At 70.9% G+C, this 16,593-nt stretch carries 15 protein-coding genes, 3 tRNA genes and 1 pseudogene; 8 read left to right on the forward strand and 11 right to left on the reverse strand.

What is annotated here, in order from left to right; all coding sequences use genetic code 11:
- Nucleotides 1-85: 85 nt before the first annotated feature.
- Both CRP55_RS23505 and CRP55_RS23510 read right to left on the reverse strand, forming a co-directional pair.
- Entirely contained in the window at nt 86-931 is an 846-nt protein-coding gene (locus tag CRP55_RS23505) for an enoyl-CoA hydratase/isomerase family protein (protein WP_097322279.1), read from the reverse strand.
- A 38-nt stretch (nt 932-969) separates the two neighbouring features.
- The gene (locus CRP55_RS23510; protein ID WP_179855305.1) at nt 970-3,456 is read right to left on the reverse strand and encodes a LuxR family transcriptional regulator; all 2,487 of its coding nucleotides are present in this window, start codon (nt 3,454-3,456) and stop codon (nt 970-972) included.
- A gap of 104 nt (nt 3,457-3,560) precedes the next feature.
- On the opposite strand from CRP55_RS23510, the gene CRP55_RS23515 reads away from it, so the two are divergent.
- Nucleotides 3,561-4,454, forward strand: coding sequence for an NADP-dependent oxidoreductase (locus CRP55_RS23515; protein ID WP_097322281.1), 894 nt, complete (start codon nt 3,561-3,563; stop codon nt 4,452-4,454).
- Here the strand turns inward: CRP55_RS23515 and CRP55_RS23520 are convergent.
- The gene (locus tag CRP55_RS23520; protein WP_245923321.1) at nt 4,432-5,043 is read right to left on the reverse strand and encodes a TetR/AcrR family transcriptional regulator; all 612 of its coding nucleotides are present in this window, start codon (nt 5,041-5,043) and stop codon (nt 4,432-4,434) included. The genes CRP55_RS23515 and CRP55_RS23520 overlap by 23 nt on opposite strands.
- An 84-nt stretch (nt 5,044-5,127) precedes the next feature.
- Here CRP55_RS23520 and CRP55_RS23525 point away from each other — a divergent pair, with 84 nt between their 5' ends.
- From CRP55_RS23525 to CRP55_RS23535, 3 genes are all read left to right on the forward strand, one after another.
- Nucleotides 5,128-5,913, forward strand: coding sequence for a TIGR03620 family F420-dependent LLM class oxidoreductase (locus tag CRP55_RS23525; RefSeq protein ID WP_097322282.1), 786 nt, complete (start codon nt 5,128-5,130; stop codon nt 5,911-5,913).
- A 2-nt stretch (nt 5,914-5,915) separates the two neighbouring features.
- The gene (locus tag CRP55_RS23530) at nt 5,916-6,653 is read left to right on the forward strand and encodes an SDR family NAD(P)-dependent oxidoreductase (RefSeq protein ID WP_097322283.1); all 738 of its coding nucleotides are present in this window, start codon (nt 5,916-5,918) and stop codon (nt 6,651-6,653) included.
- Nucleotides 6,654-6,927: 274 nt separating this feature from the next.
- Complete coding sequence (locus CRP55_RS23535) at nt 6,928-7,467, forward strand: DUF6232 family protein (protein WP_143234832.1); 540 nt, start codon at nt 6,928-6,930, stop codon at nt 7,465-7,467.
- Here the strand turns inward: CRP55_RS23535 and CRP55_RS23540 are convergent.
- The gene (locus CRP55_RS23540; RefSeq protein ID WP_179855306.1) at nt 7,394-8,293 is read right to left on the reverse strand and encodes a helix-turn-helix domain-containing protein; all 900 of its coding nucleotides are present in this window, start codon (nt 8,291-8,293) and stop codon (nt 7,394-7,396) included. The two genes, CRP55_RS23535 and CRP55_RS23540, sit on opposite strands and share 74 nt — an antisense overlap.
- 286 nt (nt 8,294-8,579) lie before the next feature.
- Between CRP55_RS23540 and CRP55_RS23545 the strand changes: the two genes are divergently transcribed.
- A complete protein-coding gene (locus CRP55_RS23545) occupies nt 8,580-8,795 on the forward strand; it encodes a DUF397 domain-containing protein (protein WP_097322377.1) in 216 nt (71 codons plus the stop codon).
- Here CRP55_RS23545 and CRP55_RS23550 read toward each other — a convergent pair.
- From CRP55_RS23550 to CRP55_RS23565, 4 genes are all read right to left on the reverse strand, one after another.
- Nucleotides 8,779-9,417: a DUF5753 domain-containing protein gene (locus CRP55_RS23550; RefSeq protein ID WP_143234833.1), complete on the reverse strand. Its 639-nt coding sequence runs from the start codon at nt 9,415-9,417 to the stop codon at nt 8,779-8,781. The genes CRP55_RS23545 and CRP55_RS23550 overlap by 17 nt on opposite strands.
- A gap of 510 nt (nt 9,418-9,927) precedes the next feature.
- A tRNA-Val gene (locus CRP55_RS23555) sits at nt 9,928-9,999 on the reverse strand.
- 20 nt (nt 10,000-10,019) lie between these two features.
- Nucleotides 10,020-10,090 (reverse strand) — tRNA-Cys (locus tag CRP55_RS23560).
- Between the two features lie 39 nt (nt 10,091-10,129).
- A tRNA-Gly gene (locus CRP55_RS23565) sits at nt 10,130-10,202 on the reverse strand.
- Between the two features lie 177 nt (nt 10,203-10,379).
- Here CRP55_RS23565 and CRP55_RS23570 point away from each other — a divergent pair.
- From CRP55_RS23570 to CRP55_RS23580, 3 genes are all read left to right on the forward strand, one after another.
- Nucleotides 10,380-11,561: a GNAT family N-acetyltransferase gene (locus tag CRP55_RS23570; RefSeq protein ID WP_179855307.1), complete on the forward strand. Its 1,182-nt coding sequence runs from the start codon at nt 10,380-10,382 to the stop codon at nt 11,559-11,561.
- Nucleotides 11,562-11,572: 11 nt separating this feature from the next.
- Nucleotides 11,573-11,821, forward strand: a complete 249-nt coding sequence (locus CRP55_RS23575; RefSeq protein ID WP_218854682.1) for a hypothetical protein — start codon at nt 11,573-11,575, stop codon at nt 11,819-11,821.
- Nucleotides 11,822-12,088: 267 nt separating this feature from the next.
- Nucleotides 12,089-12,670 carry a TetR/AcrR family transcriptional regulator gene (locus tag CRP55_RS23580; protein ID WP_097322289.1) on the forward strand — a complete coding sequence of 194 codons (582 nt, stop codon included), beginning with the start codon at nt 12,089-12,091 and terminating at the stop codon, nt 12,668-12,670.
- 165 nt (nt 12,671-12,835) lie between these two features.
- On the opposite strand, the gene CRP55_RS23585 is transcribed toward CRP55_RS23580, so the two are convergent.
- The 3 genes and pseudogenes from CRP55_RS23585 to CRP55_RS56280 form a co-directional block, all read right to left on the reverse strand.
- A complete protein-coding gene (locus CRP55_RS23585; protein WP_097322290.1) occupies nt 12,836-14,551 on the reverse strand; it encodes an ABC transporter ATP-binding protein in 1,716 nt (571 codons plus the stop codon).
- A complete protein-coding gene (locus tag CRP55_RS23590; protein ID WP_245923322.1) occupies nt 14,548-16,137 on the reverse strand; it encodes an ABC transporter transmembrane domain-containing protein in 1,590 nt (529 codons plus the stop codon). Before CRP55_RS23590 ends, CRP55_RS23585 begins: the two co-directional genes overlap by 4 nt.
- Before the next feature lie 258 nt (nt 16,138-16,395).
- A pseudogene (locus CRP55_RS56280) lies at nt 16,396-16,575 on the reverse strand (hypothetical protein); the annotation flags it as partial.
- Nucleotides 16,576-16,593 lie beyond the last annotated feature (18 nt).

Genomic DNA, 16,593 nt, shown 5'->3' on the forward strand with positions numbered 1-16,593 from the left:
TGTGCCCCCCTCTGCGGTTCCGAAAGCAATGCGCGGCCATTTGGCGTCTCTAAGGTACCTGTCCGCAGGCTTCGCAAGTAGCGCGTCAGCCTTGGCTGGGCCCATTCGCCGGCTGCTGTCTGAGGTCGCCGATGGCGGATCCCAGGTCGCGTTCGATGCCGTCGGGCTGTTGTAGGCCGTTCTTGAACAAGAGCTGGACGAAGGGGCGGTGTTCGGGGCGGCCGGCGGTGGCGAAGTACGACTTCAGGCCCTCGGCCAGCTCGGCGTCCGGTGGCAGGGTGGCCGCGTCGACCAGCTTCTTGATGCCTGTCACGGCGACCTTGTCGAAAGCGGCGATCCGGCGCGCGAAACGGTCGGTGAAGTCCTCGATGTCGGCGTCCGGGACGACCCGGTTGACGTAGCCGTACTCCGCGGCCAGCGCGGCCGGGATGTCGTCGCCGCCGAGGAGGATCTCCAGGGCGCGGCCGCGGCCGGCCAGGCGTGACAGGCGGGCCATCGCGCCGCCGCCGGGCACCGCGCCGACGCCGATCTCGAACTGGCCGAAGACCGCCTGGTCGGAGGCGAAGCGGATGTCGGTGGCCAGGACGAATTCGCTGCCGGCGCCGCGGGTACGACCCCGCACCTCCGAGATTGTGGCGACCGGGAGCCTGCTCAGGCGTACAAAATTGTCCAAATAGGGGTGAAAGCCTGTAGGGCCTGGCGGCATGGCGGCGACCCGGTGGGTGTCGGAGAGGAAGTCCCAATGGGCCATGAAGTAGCCGGGGGTCTCGCTGCGGAAGACGACCACGGTCAGCGCCGGGTCGTTCTCGATCTCCGTGATCAGCGCGGCCAGCTGTTCGACGGTGTCCGGGTCGATCAGGTTGACCGGGCCGTTGCCGAACGTGACCCACCAGTACGACGGCTGGACCTTGGTGACGCGGAACTGTTCCATGGGTTCAGCTTGATGAAGGAAAACCCAGGTAAGACCCGTCAGACTCCCTGGTCGTCCGTGTCCAGGGCGGTGCCCAGTTCGCTGCGCGAGGTGATGCCGAGCTTGGGGAAGATGCGGTACAGATGGGTGCTGATCGTCCGCGGGGACAGGAACAGCCGCCCGCCGATCTCCTTGTTGGTCAGGCCCTGCGCGGCGAGGGCCGCGATCTGGGCCTCCTGCGCGGTGAGGCGGTCGTCCGTACGCCGTACGGTCTCGCCGGTCGCCCGAAGCTCCTGCCGTGACCGGTCGGCCCAGGCCGTCGTGCCCAGTGCCTCGAAGAGGCTGGCCGCCGCCCGCAGGTAGGGGCGGGCGCGGACGTACTGGCGTTCGCGGCGCAGCGCCGCCCCGTACGCGTGATCCGCTCTGGCTTTGTCGAAGGGATGGGCCGGCAGCACGGCCGCGATGTCGCCCGGCTTGTAGTCGTCGGTCGAGCGCTGCAACCGCAGCAGCGCCTTCGCGTAGATCAGGCCCCTGGTCAGCGCCGGTGACCCGGTGGCCGCCTCCTCGTCCTCGAGCCCCGGCAGCAGGGACTCGAAGCGCGCCGTCCGCCCGCCCATGACCGCCGCCTCGGCCAGCGAGCCCACCGCCCAGAACCGCACCGTCGGATGGAACGCGATGTCGCCGGTGTCGAACAGGCGCAGCAGGTGGTCGAAGGCGGCCGCGCCGTTGCCGGTGGCCAGCGCCGCGTGACCCCGGACGAACTGGCAGAGGCAGATCATGCCGTGGGCGCCGCTGGGCAGCAGGGCCCGCACGGCGCCGTCGGCGATCTGTTCGGCCACGGCCTGCTCGCCGCGCAGCGCGGCCGTCATGCCCTGGGCCAGCCGGGCCACGATGGCCCAGCGCGGCTGGCCGGTCTCGGCCGCGAGCCGCAGGGCTTCGGCGGCCGCGCCCTCGATCAGGTGGGCGTCCTTGGCGAAGACGCCCACCCAGGCCTCGGTGACCAGGGCCTGGGTGAGCAGGCCGATCCGGCGCTGCGACCGGCTGGCGGTGACGGCGTCGGCGGCGAGCGTCTTGGCCGGGCCGAGCGCGCCCACGGCCAGCGCCGCCCAGGCCAGCTGATGGTCGGGCCGGGGAGCGGCCACGAACTCGGGCAGCGCGGCCACCACCTCCTTGCCGTACTCCAGCGGCACGGCCAGGGCCAGCAGCGTCGCGATACGCGGATGGTCGGCGCCCAGGCCCGTACGCTGCACGAACTCGACGACCGCGGCCCGCACCTGGGCCGACAGCGGCGTGAAGTAGAGCTGGAGCACGACCCCGTGCAGCACCTCGAAGGCGTCGTCGAGGTCGCCGTCGGCCAGCGACCGCTCGGCCGCCTCGAAGTGGGTGAGCAGGCGGGTGTTGGTGACCTCGATGTCGCCCCCGACGCCGGCGTTGGCCCAGTTCAGCCACAGCCGCTCGGGCCGGCTGAGCACCCGGTCGTCGATCAGGGGCGAGATCCGGCGTACGGTCGCGGTCTCGCCGGCGTCGAAGGCCGTGTTCACGGCGCGCAGGTACCGGTAGGCCCGCCGGCCGGGATCGGTGGTCAGCTCGGCCGCCCGCTCCCAGGCCACCGCGGTGCCACGCACCCGGGCCACGTGCTGCATGGCGGTCGCCAGCTCGTCGTCCGGCCCGGTCGCCGCGAAGGCGAGATGCCAGGTCCGCCGCTCGGGGTCGTCGACCACCGCGGCCAGGGCGGCGTGGGCGCTCCGCCGGTCGGCCACCTCCAGCGGCCGGGTCAGCCGCAGGGTGTGGCCGTCGAGCGAGGCCAGGCGCGCGTCGAGGGCCGGTTGCAGGTCGGGCATCGTCAGACCGGTGGCCCGCAGGATCTCGTCGACGTCGTTCCGGTCGTCGACCGCCGCCACCTCCAGCAGCCGCCGGGCCTCAGGCGGCAGGTCGGACAGGATGGCCCGGTAGGTCTCGGCCAGGCGTGCCGGGTCGCGCAGCCCGAGCGGGTTGCCGGCCGCCTCGGCGACGATGCGGGCGCGTTCCGCCTCGGTCCGGCCGGGCCCGGCGATGTGGGCCGCCGCCTCGGGGCTGACCGGGCCGATCGGCAACTCCCGCAGGCCGGAGCCGCGGAGCCGCCGCGCGGTCTCGGCGCCGTCCCGCATGCCCATGAGCAGGGTCAGATCCTGACCGGCGAGACGGCGTCCCACGTACGCCAGCGCCTGCCAGCTCTGCTCGTCGAGCCACTGCGCGTCGTCGGCCACCAGCAGCGTTCCGGGCTCGAGCCGGTCGAGCAGGGCCAGCGCGACCCGGTAGGCGTCCCGATCGGCCAGCACCTCGCCGATCGGCATCGCGGTGCGGAGCATGCGTTCCAGGCCGGCGAAAGAGATCTGGCTCTCAGCGGGCACACCGGTTACGGTGAGCACCCGCCGCCCTTTTGTCCGCGCGGCCTGCGCCAGCAACGCCGACTTGCCGATGCCGGGCGGACCGGTCAGCACCAGAGCCTGACCGGTCAGCGCCGTGAGCTGCTGCAACTCGCCGTCGCGGCCGATCAGATCTGACACCATCGAAAAATAGCCGATCACCGTGATCCGTCACGTGACTCAGGTATGACGCAACCGTGTCCGGAGATCCGGCCGATCCGCCCCGGCCGACCTACGCTCGGCCCATGACCAGGGCAGTTGTGATGGATGACTACGGGCCGCCGAGTGTTCTGCGGCTCGCCGAGACCGACGTGCCCACTCCGGGCGCCGAGCAGATCAGGGTGACGGTGCGCTACGCCGCCGTCGGCCCGACCGACCTGGCCATTCGCGCCGGGCACCTCAAGGGCGTCTTTCCGGGCGGTCCGGGCACGGTCCTCGGCTTCGAGGCGGCCGGGGTGGTCGAGAGCGTCGGCCACAGCGCGCAGGACGTCGCGGTGGGCGACGAGGTCGCGGTCTTCCTGCCGCGTCTCGGCGGCTACGCCGCCCTTGCCGTCGCCGACTTCTGGGTGCCCAAGCCGGCCTCGGTGAGCTGGGCCGATGCCGCGGCGCTGCCGGCTTCGGGCGAGGCGGCCGTACGGGTTCTCGACCAGCTCGCCGTGAGCGCGGGGGAGACCCTGCTGGTGCTGGGCGCGGCCGGTTCGGTCGGGCGCGTCGCGACCCAGGTCGCCGTGGCCCGAGGCGTACGAGTAATCGCCGCCGTTCGTCCTTCGGACTTCGATGTGGTACGGGGTTTCGGCGCGACCCCGATCGACTATCACGATTTGTCGGTCTTCTCCGGCGAAGTTGACGCCGTCCTCGATGCGTCGGGGCGCAGTGACCTGCCCGCGGCCATCGCCCTCGCCGGCGGCACCGACCGCGTCATCACGCTGTCGGACCCGCGCGGACCCGGGCTCGGCGTGAAGCTCTCCGACGTCGTCCCGGACGGGGTCGTTCCGGCCCTGCGCGAGGCGATGGGCCGCCTGGCGTCCGGTGAGCTGTCGCTGCAGTCGCAGGTGGTGGTTCCGCTCGCCGAAGCCGCCGATGTGCACGACAAGCTTGCATCGGGTTCGCTGCGGGCTAAGGCGCTTCTGGAGATCTAGGCACCGCTCGCATGGCCAGGTCGACCGTGGCGTGCAGGCTCGCCCGGTCGACCCCGGCGGCGGCGTGCACGGCGTTGCCCTCGCTGACCGTCATCACATAACGGGCCAGGGCCGCCGGATCGGTGCCGGCGGGCAGGTCGCCCTCCTCGACGGCGCGGGCCAGGCGGCCGGACAGGGCGCGTTCGCCGCCCAGCCGGCTCGCGGCCAGGAACTGCGCCACCTCGCCGTTGTCGCTGCCGCCGGCCAGGCCGCCCTGGATCGACAGACATCCGGCCGGGCGGTCGGCCCGGGTGAGCGCGTCGGCGTTGGCCCGGAGGAACCTCTCGATCACCTGGTACGCCGTCGGTTCGGCCAGGGCTTCCCTCGCGTACGCCATGTCGTGCTCCGCGTAGCGGGCGACGGCCCGGCGGAACAACTCCTCTTTGTTGCCGTACGCGGCGTACATGCTCGGCCGGTTGATGCCCATCGCGCTCGTGAGGTCGGTGAGCGAGGCGCCTTCGTACCCGTGCTCCCAAAAGACCTCGATGGCCCGATCGAGCGCCTCGTCGGCGTCGAAGCCGCGCGGCCGTCCCTTTGTCTTCACCGTCACACCGATCAGTCTACCGCTCGGTACAGAAGTGGGCTACTGTCATTCCATACCGAGCGATACAAAAATACGAAGGAGGTGGCACCGATGAAGCAGGCAGGTCTCTGGAGCATGAAGTTCCGGGACGTGGCCGAGTTCGAGAAGCTCGGCTGGGACACGTTCTGGACGCCCGGCCTCGACGGTTCCGGCGCCCTCGGCAACGTGGCCCGGCTGCTGGCCGCCGCGCCGAAGAGCACGGTCGCCACGGGCGTGCTGAACATCTGGGGCCAGACACCCCGCGAGCTGTCCGACTTCTACGCCACCCACAACGACCGGCTGCTGGTCGGTCTCGGCATCGGCAACGCGGCCGGCGCCGCCGCCCGCGGCCAGGACTACGGCAACCCGATCGCGTCGATGGGCCGCTACCTCGACCAGCTGGAGATTCCGGCCGAGCGCCTGCTGCTGGGCGCCCTCGGCCCGAAGATGGTCGACCTGGCCGTCGCCCGGACCGCCGGCTGGCACCCGTTCCTGGTGACCCCGTCCTACGTGGCCCGGGAACGTGCTCGCGTCGGCCAAGGTCCGCTGATCGCCCCTCACCAGGCCGTCGTCGTCGGCCTGCCGCCGGCCGAGTCCCGGGCCCTGGCCCGCGCCCAGGTCGGCATGTTCATCGGCTTCCCCGCCTACCGCAACAACCTGCGCCGCCTCGGCTTCACCGACGACGACCTCGTGCCCGGCGGCAGCGACCGCCTCATCGACGCCCTCGTCGCCCACGGCAGCACGTCCGACATCGCCGACCGCGTCCAGCAGCATCTGGACGCCGGCGCCGACCACGTGGCCCTGCACGTGCTCGGATCACAGACCCCCACTTTCGCTTCAATCGTCAAGGAGAACTGATCATGGGACAGCTCGACGGCAAGACCGCCCTCGTCACCGGCGCCACCGCGGGCATCGGCCTCGCCTCGGCCCGCCGCCTGGCCGCCGAAGGCGCACACGTCTTCGTGACCGGCCGCCGCAAGGAGGCCCTGGACGAGTTCGGCGAGGGCTTCACGGCGATTCAGGCCGACGTCGCCAACCCCGACGACCTGGACCGCGTCTACGCCGCCATCGCCGAACGGGGCAAGGGCCTGGACGTCCTGTACGCCAACGCGGGCGGCGGCGAGTTCGCGGCGCTGGCCGACATCACGTGGGACCACTACGCCACCACGTTCAACACGAACGTCGGCGGCACCATCTTCACGGTCCAGAAGGCCCTCCCGCACCTGAACGAGGGAGCCTCGGTCATCATCACGAGCTCCAACATCGACGTGAAGGCGGCCCCCGCGTTCAGCGTCTACGCGGCGACGAAGGCGGCCCTGCGCTCCTTCACCCGCAGCTGGGCGGCCGAGCTGGTGGACCGCAAGATCCGCGTCAACGCGATCGCCCCCGGCCCCATCAACACCCCTGGCCTGTCCGGCCTGGCCGGCACCCCCGAGGACGCCGCCCAGCTCCTGAAGGGCCTGGCCTCCGGCGTACCCATGGCCCGCCTCGGCACCCCCGACGAGATCGCCGACACGGTCCTGTTCCTGGCCACCCCGGCCAGCGCCTACGTAACAGGCTCCGAGATCTACGTGGACGGCGGCGCCAGCCAGGTCTGACCAGTCTCACCCGCACCGGCCCAGGCCTTCACCGGTCTGGGCCGCCTGCACTACGCAGTCCTCCCGCCGACCGGGTGGAGGCGCTGCTCGCGGAGAAAGTCATAAAGACCCGCCAAAGTGGACGTAGTTAGCGAGCACAATCGCCCGTGAAGGCGTACAAAATAGTGGGTAACGGGTTTCTGCAATCCGCAGATTGGGCTACGCAGTCAGCAGATGCACGTGTGATGGTTGCTGACTGCGTATTGATCGGCGACCATGGCGGTAGGAGGTCGCCATGGCACAACAGTCCGTATCCCCGGCTTCCCGACCCGATCCGGAAGTCGTCTACTACCCCGGCCCCGGCATCGTAGTGACCAGTCGGCGCGTCGACACCGACCAGGGCCGTTTCCTCGTCCGCGACCTGACCCACATCTACCGCGAGTACCAGGAAACCCACCTCCCCTTCAAGATCGCACTGTTCTGCGGCGGAGTCGAAGTGGCACTGGCCGTGCCGCTGGCCGCCGCCTACGGCGCGGTGTCCCTGCTCGCCGCCGGCGTCCTCGCCGCCGGTGGCACCGGCATCGCGGCGGCGATCGAGAGCCGGAGCCGTCCTTCGTGGATGGCGCTGGTGGCCGAGCACCAGGGCCGTACCGTCACGCTCTACAGCACCAACGACCACCAGAGGTTCAACCAGGTGCGGCGGGCGGTGCTCCGGGCGGTCGAAGCAGGCGAGACACCGACGTGGCCGGCGGTCACCGACCTCACGGCCGCGTCAGGTCGGCCCGCGCTCTCCGCAGCATCTCGATCGCATCCTCGCCGGTCCGGCCGTAGGTGAGCATGTCCTGCATGATGTCGCGGAACAGGGGAGTACGGCTCATCTGCAGCGACGACGCGCCCGCGGCAGCCTCGACATAGAGAACGTCGTCATGGTCGGGCGCGTCGAACTGCAGGAGCTCGAAGGTGCCACCCAGACCGGAATGGTGAACGAGGTCCAGCGGGGTGATGCCGATGGTGTACACGTCCGTGTCCTCCGCCAGCTCGAGCAGATGATCGATCTGCCGGCGCAGACAGTCCGGGCCGCCCACCGGGCGCTTCAACACCGATTCGTCGATCACCGCGACGATGCGCGGAGCGTTCGGCCGGGCGAGCCGCTCGTGGAAGGCCTGCTGCCGGTCCATCCGCAGACGCACCCGGGACAGCACCTCTTCGTGGTGAGGGCTGCGCCGCATGGACAGCGCGGTAATCTCGCGGGCGTACTCCTCCGTCTGCAGGAGTCCGGGGAAGAAGAGCAACTGCCAGATGTTGATGACGGAGGCTTCGTACTCGTACGCGACGAAGCGCTGGAAGGCCCCGGTCAGGCGGTGCTTGCTGTACCACTGCCGGGCCCGCGACGCCTGGGACAGCCGGGCGAGCGCCGTCACCTCGGTCTCGTCCTCGACGGCGTAGTACGACAGCAGGGCGCGAAGCTCGAACGGCTGAACCGTGACCTCGCCGTTCTCGATCCGGTTCAGTTTGGACACCGACCAGCCGGTGTGCTGGGCGACGGTCGCGGCACTGAGCTCGCTCGCCTCGCGCAGATTCTTCAGACGGGCCCGGACCAGTTCCCGGGCGACGATCGGGCCGACCTCAGCCGGTTCCGAACCGGACCTAGTCACTGCCACCCCGCCCGCCCTTCCCTTCTCCGGCCGACCGCTGGACGCAAACAGCGGAATGCAAATTCAGGCGAGTCTATCGCAATGCTCTCGCCATTCCTCGAGTGTCCGGCAGCGGACTCCGGGCGCTTATCCACCAAGCTGAATCTCGGGTACTGTAAGTGATCGGTTGGCTCCAACGATGGGGCCTTCGCCCACGAGCGCGGCAAACACCGGCAGCCGCGCTGCGGCCAAGACCTCGCGCGACTGGAGAGCTTCCGTGCGCGGGTTCTTGCTGGTGCACGCGGGAGGCGCGATGACTGACCGGCGCGAGCTCAACTGGCGAACGAGTTCCCGAAGCGGTGGGGGTGACTGCGTGGAGGTCGCCCTCGAGGAGGAAACCGGCCTCGTTCACATGCGCGATTCCAAAGACCGCTCGGGACCTGTCCTGACATTCGACCGAGAGACGTTCCGCGCCTTCATCGCATTCGTCGCGGAGACCGGCGCGAACGACCTCACAGCTCGCGGCTGATCGTCTCCAGCAGCGCCCGCGCGTCGTCGCCGGAGACGACCGACGCCATCATCGAATCGACGACTCGGCGGCGGCGCTCGGCCTCGGCCTCGTCCAGCACGATCTTGCTCTCGTCGGTGCTCTCGAAGTAGACAGCGTCGTCGCCCTGCGCATCCCGGTGCACCTCGAACGGCCCAGCCAGCCCCGAGTAGGCGCCGAAACCGAACGGAACGATGCCCAGCTCGACGGTGGGCAGCTTCGCGACGTCGCTCAGATGGGCCAGTTGCTTGCGCATGGTCTCGCGGCCACCGACCAGGCGCCGCAGCGCCCCCTCGTCGATCAGCACCGACACCCGCGGCGGCTCTTCGCCCTCCAGTCGCTCGGCCAGGCCGGCGGCCCGCTTCATCCGCGTCCGGACCCGGTCGGCCAGCTCCTGGTCGCCCGGATCGAGCGACCGGATCCGGCCGATCATCTCGGTCGCGTAGCCCTCAACCTGCAACAGCCCGGGCACGTAGTTGGTCTGCATGAGGTGAATCTGAACCGAGGCCGCTTCCCGCTTCAGCAGCTCATCCAGGGCGGCTTGCCCTCGAGCCTCAGGTGAAGTGGTCGCGTCGCCGGTCCGCGTCATTGTCAAGCCCCTCATCCGAATCAGCCTAGACCGGTCTGCCGGTGGCTGTCTGCACTTTGCAGATGGTTCAACGCAGACGGACCTTAGCGACCCGCGCACCCCGAGTCGACCCCCAACGCGCCCGTGTCCGATTTTTGTCCCTTTTACCCCAAAGCGATCACACCCGAGACGGACTACCGCCGTCAATCCCTGGCCGCCTCGGCCGCGCCGGCTCGCGATCCCAGGTCGCAGTGAGCTCCCGGGCGTCGTCAGATTCACATTCGGGGGTGTGGGGTGCCCAGGCGCCTTGCTTCCGCGAGGCCTTTCTCCGGAGAGACCTCGAGGGTTCTTACCGACGACAAGCCAAGGGGCCGGCCCTGGTGCGCGCTTCGGCCCCTGGCGCGGCTGAGACCCGGCAGGAAGCGCGACCGTCGCTCCCGCGCGCCCACCGCACCGCGGGGCTTCCGGGGGCTCGGCCCCCGGAGCAGATATGACGAGGCGGCCTGGGTTCGCGCGTTACGCGAACACAGACCGCCTGCCGTCTCGTGGGCGATACTGGGATCGAACCAGTGACCTCTTCCGTGTCAAGGAAGCGCGCTCCCGCTGCGCCAATCGCCCTTCGGGTACTGCATACTGCGAGGTGGAGACGGGATTTGAACCCGTGTACACGGCTTTGCAGGCCGTTGCCTCGCCTCTCGGCCACTCCACCGAGCCAGCCCTGCACACGTGTCCTGTGAAGGCCTCTCCGAGCGGACGACGGGATTCGAACCCGCGACCCTCACCTTGGCAAGGTGATGCGCTACCAGCTGCGCTACGTCCGCTTGTCTGTCCGGGCCGTTGTCCCGGCGACGGATGAAACATTAGCGGGTCCGCGGGCGCCTTGCCAAACCGGGGTACCCCGGCGCGTCGCGGCACCGCGTTCACCAGGTGTTTCCGGGTTATCCACAGGCCGGGAAACAGGGCAGCGGGCGTACGGCCCTCCGGTGTTGGATGGGCTCATGGACTTCCGGCAGATCAGCGCGGCGGAGCGCACGGCGACGATGTTTCCCCTCCAGACGTATGCGTTCATGCCGTCGCCGTGGCCGGAGGAGGAGGTGGCCGCCTACCGGCGCCGGCAGCCGTTCTTCGAGTCCACGATCAGCATGGTCGCGGAGGAGGACGGCGAGGCTCTGGCCTGCGCGGCGGCCCTGCGCATGCGGCAGAACGTGCGCGGCCTGGTGCATGACATGGCCGGTGTGGCGTCGGTCGCGTCCCATCCGTCGGCTCGCCGTCGGGGGATCGTGCGGGAGCTGCTGACGAGGCTGCTGCGGCAGTCGCGGCAGGAGGGGTTCGCGGTGAGCGCGCTCTACCCGTTCCGTCCCAGCTTCTACGCGCGGTTCGGATTCGTCGGGATTCCCCGCCACCGCACGGCCGGCTTCGCCCCGGAGGGGCTGTCCCATCTGGTGCGGGCCGATCTGCCGGGCGAGGTGGAGCGGCTGTCGATGTGGGATGGCCATGAGGCGTACGAGGAACTCAATCGCCGTTTGCTCGGTGAGCGTCACGGGTTCTCGGTGTTCGACGCGGTGCGCAGCGCTGAGTTCCGCGAGGAGAAGCAGTGGGTCGCCGTCGCCCGCGTGGGCGGCGAGGTGGTGGGCGCCGTCAAATACCGGATCGATCGGTACGGCGGTGACCTGACCGGGTCCGACCTGCTGGCCACGGGGCCGCTGGGGCGGGCGTTGCTGCTCCAGTTCTTCAGCCGGCATGTCGACCAGGTGTCGCGGGTCGTGGTGCGGGTCGGCCCCGACGAGGTGCCCGAGTTGTGGGGCACCGATTTCGCGGTGACCACCGAGGCGCAGGTGAACCATCCGCGCCGCGGCGGGGCGATGGTGCGGGTGCTCGACATGGAGGCGCTGACCGGCACGGCGGTCGGCGACGGTGACGTGACGATCGAGATTCCCGACGACGAGCATGTGGCCGGCGTCTGGCGGCTGACCGGCGAGGGCGGCCGGTTGTCGGTGACGAAAGGCACGTCCGATCCGTCGGCGACGCTGACGGTGGGCGGCTTCAGTGGGTTGCTCTACGGCGTGCTCGACCCGGTCGAGGTGGTGACGCGCGGCCTCGGGCGGGTCGACGGGGCGGCAGTCGAGTCGCTGAGCAGTCTGTTCCCGCGCCAGATGCCGTACATCTGCGCGGACTTCTGAGAGGGGTGGGTGTGCGGAAGGGTTCGATCCTGTCGTACAAGTCCGAGGATTCGGTTCTGAGCATCTATTCGAAGGGCTCGGTGTTGTCGATCGGCTCCACCGGCTCGGCGCTGTCGGTGGGCTCTGTCGGCTCCTTCGGCTCGATCCTGTCGATCGGCTCCTGGCTGTCGGCGGGCTCGGTGCTGTCGGCGCTGTCGGTCGGCTCGGTCCTGGCCTGGCGCGCCCGAAAGGCGGTCATGAAAGCCGGCGGCCAGGACTGAGACCGCGCCGCGGGCCGGGGCCGCGCCGGCGCTGGGCCGCGCCGAGGCCGAGGCCGCGCTATGGGCCGGAGCCGCGCTATGGGCCGGAGCCGCGCTATGGGCCGGGGCTGCGCCGCGGGATGGGGCTGGGCGAAATCGTGGGGCGCCGGATCGGTGGCGTTCCCGCGATGGAGCGTGGGCGGGGTACGAACCTGTTCCGAGAAATTGAACTTCATGACATTATCGTTACTTGCCAGTAACGTTGGTCATCTCGGAGAGGGGTGGGCCTTGATCTACGGCGTACAGACCCCGCGCCGCCGGGACGCGCAGCGGAACCGCCAGGCGATTCTCGAGGCGGCCAGTGACCTCATGACCGGGCGGCGGGACGCGGTGGGCATGCCGGAGATCGCTCGCCGGGCGGGTATCGGGCAGGCCACCCTTTACCGGCATTTTCCCGACCGGTATGCGCTGACCTCGGGGGTCATCGCCTTTCAGGTGGAGCGCCTCGAAGCCTGCGTCGACGCCAACCGGCATCAGCCGGCCGCGTTCCGGCCGTTGCTCGGCGCCGTCCTGAGCTCACAGGTCGCCATGCGCCCGCTCGTGCATCTGGCCCGCCGCCTCGAACCGGCCGTGCAGGGGCGCTACCTTCGGCAGATCGTCGGGCTGCTCGCCGGTCCGTTGCAGCGGGCCCAGGAACAGGGCTTCGTGCGCCGAGACCTCGTGCCGGCCGATCTGCTCCTCTTCTTCGGCATGGTCGAGGGCGTGGCCGAAGGCATGATCACCGACGGCGCCGCCGAGCGGGGCGGCGCCGTCGAGCATGCCGCGAAGGCCATCGAACTCGCCCTGGACGGCCTCGCGCCGACCCCGTGAGGCCGGGTGGCCGCGCGCCGGCCCCGTGAGGCCGGGTGGCCGCGCGCTGACCCCCGTGGGGCCGGGTGGCCGCGCGCCGACTCCCGTGGGGCCGGGTGGGCGCGCGCCGACTCCCGTGGGGGCCGGGTGGCCGGGCGGTCGCGCGCTGCTGGGTGGCTGGGCGGCTCAGGCGGGCTCGTGGCCGTGCCAGGAGTGCCACAGGGCCGCGTACGGGCCGGCGGCTGCGACCAGCTCGTCGTGGGTGCCTATCTCGATGATGCGGCCGTCGTCCATGACCACCACGCGGTCGGCGTCGTGTGCTGTCTGGAGGCGGTGGGCGATCGCGATCACCGTGCGTTCGTGCAGGACCGCCGCCAGCGCCCTCTCCGCTGTTCTGGCCGCCGTCGGGTCCAGCAGCGCTGTCGCCTCGTCCAGGATCACCGTGTGCGGGTCGGCCAGCACCACCCGGGCCAGCGCCAACTGCTGCGCTTGCGCCCCGTCCGGCGGCTCCTCGCCGAGGTCACGGTCCAGGTCGTCGGCCCAGTCCGCGCCCACCGTCTTCAGCGCCCGGCGCAGCTCCTCGTCCGGCGCCGCCACCATCAGGTTGTCCCGCAGCGTCTCCCGGAACACGTGATGCTCCTGCGTGACCAGCACGACCTGGCGGCGCAACTCGTCCGGCGGCAGCTCCGCCACCGCCACCCCGCCCACCGTCACCGAACCCGCGCCCGGCCGGTCCACGCCGGCGATCAGCCGGCCCAGCGTCGACTTGCCCGCCCCCGACAGCCCCACGATCGCCAGCCGCTCACCCGGCTGCACCGTCAGGTCGACGTCGTGCAGGACGTCACGGCCTTCGTCGTACGCGTACCGGACGTTCCGGACCTCGATCCGGTCGCCCTCGGGCAGGCGCGTCTCGAATCGGGGCGCCGGGATCTCGGCCAGCCCCTCGACCCGGGCGAACGACGCGCTGCTGCTCTGCAACTGCTCGATCCAGATCGTGATCGTGTCGAGCGGTCCCACCAGCTGCCTCAGGAACAGCACCGCCGCGCTCACCGTGCCCAGGCTGACGTGACCGTCGATGTAGAGCAGCCCGCCCACCAGCAGCACCAGCACGCTCGGCAGCGCGTACGAGATCTCCACCGAGGGGAAGAAGAAACTCCGCAAGCTCAGCGTGGCCAAGCGGGTGCGGCGCGTCTCGGCGAGTGCCGCACGGCCCGCCGCGAGGCGGCGTTCCGCCAGGTCAAAGGCTTCGATGGTACGGGCTCCGGCCGTCGTCGCCGCGAGTTCCTCGGCCAGCTGCGAGTTGGCCTCGCCCTCCTTGAGATAGGCCGGGCGGGCCCGCTTCAGATACCAGCGGGTCGAGAACCAGATGCCCGACAGCCCGATCAGGCCGATCACCCCGAGGAGCGGGTTGAGCAGCAGCAGCGCCGCCACCAGGAAGATGATCTGGACGAAGCCGATCAGCAGGGTCGGCAGGATGTCGCGCAGCGTGGTGGCGACCGCGTCCACGTCGGTGGTGCCGCGGGCCGCGATGTCGCCGGCCGGCACCCGCTCCACCACGGCGGCGGGCAGGGCCAGCGAGCGCCGGAGGAAGTTCTCCCGGATGCGGGCCGCGGTGCGCTCGCCGAAGCGGTAAGCGATCGCCAGGGCGTACCGGGAAAGAAAGGTTTGAAAGATCGCGCAGGCCAGGACCGCCGCGGCCAGCTTGTCGACCGAGGCGACCCCGCCGCCGTGCGTGACCTCGTCGATGATGCGGCCGAGCAGCCACGGGCCGGCGACGCCGGCCAGCGCGACCAGCGAGTTGAGGGCGAGGATGATCACGACCGAGCGCCGGTCGAGCGCGATCAGGCGCAGCGCCGCCCGCGCCACCGTCCGCTGATCGGCGACGGGGAGGACCGAGCTCATTCTTCCCCCTCCTCGCCGAAGACGCGGGTGACCAGCGCGCGGTAGCCGGGCTCGCCGGCCAGCAGGTCGCGGTGGGTGCCGGAGGCGGCGACCCGGCCGTCGACCAGGTAGTGCACGACGTCGGCCTTGTCGAGCAGCACCGGCGACGTGGTGGCGACGACCGTGCCCCGCCCCCGGCGGGCTTCGACGAGGCGCTCGGCGATGGCCGCCTCGGTGTGCGCGTCGACGGCCGAGGTCGGCTCGGCCGCGAGCAGCATCTCCGGGTCGGCGTGGACGGCGCGGGCCAGGCGCACCCGCTGGCGCTGCCCGCCGGAGAGGTTGCGGCCGGCCCACTCGACCGGCCGGCCGAGATCGTCGGCGACGTCGTGGGCGACAGCGGTGCCGATCGCGGCCCGCACCTTCGCGTCGTCGGGCTCGTGGCGGCCGGCGACCACCTGGCGGAGCTCGCCCGCGAACAGGTCGGCGCTCGGCTCGGTGACCAGGATCCGTTCCCTGATCAGCGGTGGGGAGATCTCGGCGAGCTCGACGCCGCCCCAGGTCGCGGTGGTCGGACCGTACCGCCCGAGCCGGTCGATCACCTCGGCCGCGTCGGCCGGGCGGGAGCCGGCCAGCGCGGTGAACCGCCCCGGCTCGGCGACCACACCGGACTCCGGATCGTGCAGCACCGCCGGCCCCTCGGGCGCCGCCCGGCCGGCCGGGTCGTCGACCGGGATGCGCAGGAAGTTGACCACCCGGCGGGCCGCGACCAGCCCGCGGGTGACGTCGAACGAGCAGAAGATCAGCACGTTGACCGGGATGACGAGCATCGCCGTGTAGCCGTACACCGCGACCAACTGTCCCGCGGTCAGCTGCCCCTCGGCCGCGAGCCGGGCCGCGAGCCAGACGACCACGGCCAGGAACACGACCGGCAGGCCGTCGCCGAGGGCCCCGATCCAGCTCGACGGGCCACCGACCCGGTAACCCTGCGCCCTCAGGCGGCCGGACTCACCGACGTACCTCCGCAAATGGGTCTCTTTGCCCCCGAGCCCGTTGAGGATCCGCAGGCCGCCGAGCACGTCGACCAGGCGGGCGTTGAGTTCACCCTGCTGATGCCGGTAGCCCTGCGAGGCGCGCTGGCTGCGCTGCAGCAGCGGCCCGACGAACAGCGCCAGCACCGGAACCCCGGCCAGCACGACAACCGCCAGCGACGGCGCCGTCCGCGACAGCAGGACCGCCACCACGATGTACGCCAAGGTGGACGCCACCCCGACGCCGCCCACGTTCATGGCCCGCCCGATGGTCCACACATCCGAGATGCCGATCGTGACCACCTCGCCGGCCGTCACCCGCCGCGGCAACGCCGACCCCAGCCGCGTGGCATGCGTCATCACGAGATCGGCGGTCCGCAGCGCCGCCGCCATCCGCAGCTTCGACATGCTGCGGTGCCGCATGATCCCAAGCACCGCACTGGCCACACCGACGATCAGGACCGCCGCGACCCAGCCGATCAACACGCCTGGTTGCCGCGCGCCCAGGCCGCGGTCGATGGCTTGCGAGATGAGGTACGGGGTGGTCGCCAAGCTCACGAACCACAACGACCCGAACATCGCCCCCAACCCGACTCGTCCTCTGTGCTCCCGCCCCAGCCACCACAAAAACCGTCCCGGTCCCCGTATCTCCACTCGGCCACTCTGCCCCAGAGCGACCCAAGACCGCTGCCCGATTTCGGTCGATGTGACAGGTGCAGCGGGCGCTCGGCCGTTCATAGGCGACTCGGCGGAGCTGGACGGTGATGGCGGGGTCGGCGATTTTGTCGTCGGCGTCAACCGGTGGACCTCGCGGAACGCCTGCTTGACCGGCTGCTTCTCAGTCCGGGCCCGCCACCGGGCCACCTCGCTCGGACCGGCCATCGCCGGATGCCAGAGCCGCACCCGCCAGCCCGCCCCGGGTGCCGTGTCGTGATCGGACGGGATCCAGCCGTCGTCGACGCGCTCGGGCAGGCCCGACGTCCACTTCGCGCGGTCCGGTGAGGTTTGCCAGATCAACCGCCGGCCGATGGCGCC

Source organism: Paractinoplanes atraurantiacus, assembly GCF_900215205.1.
GTDB lineage: Bacteria > Actinomycetota > Actinomycetes > Mycobacteriales > Micromonosporaceae > Actinoplanes > Actinoplanes atraurantiacus.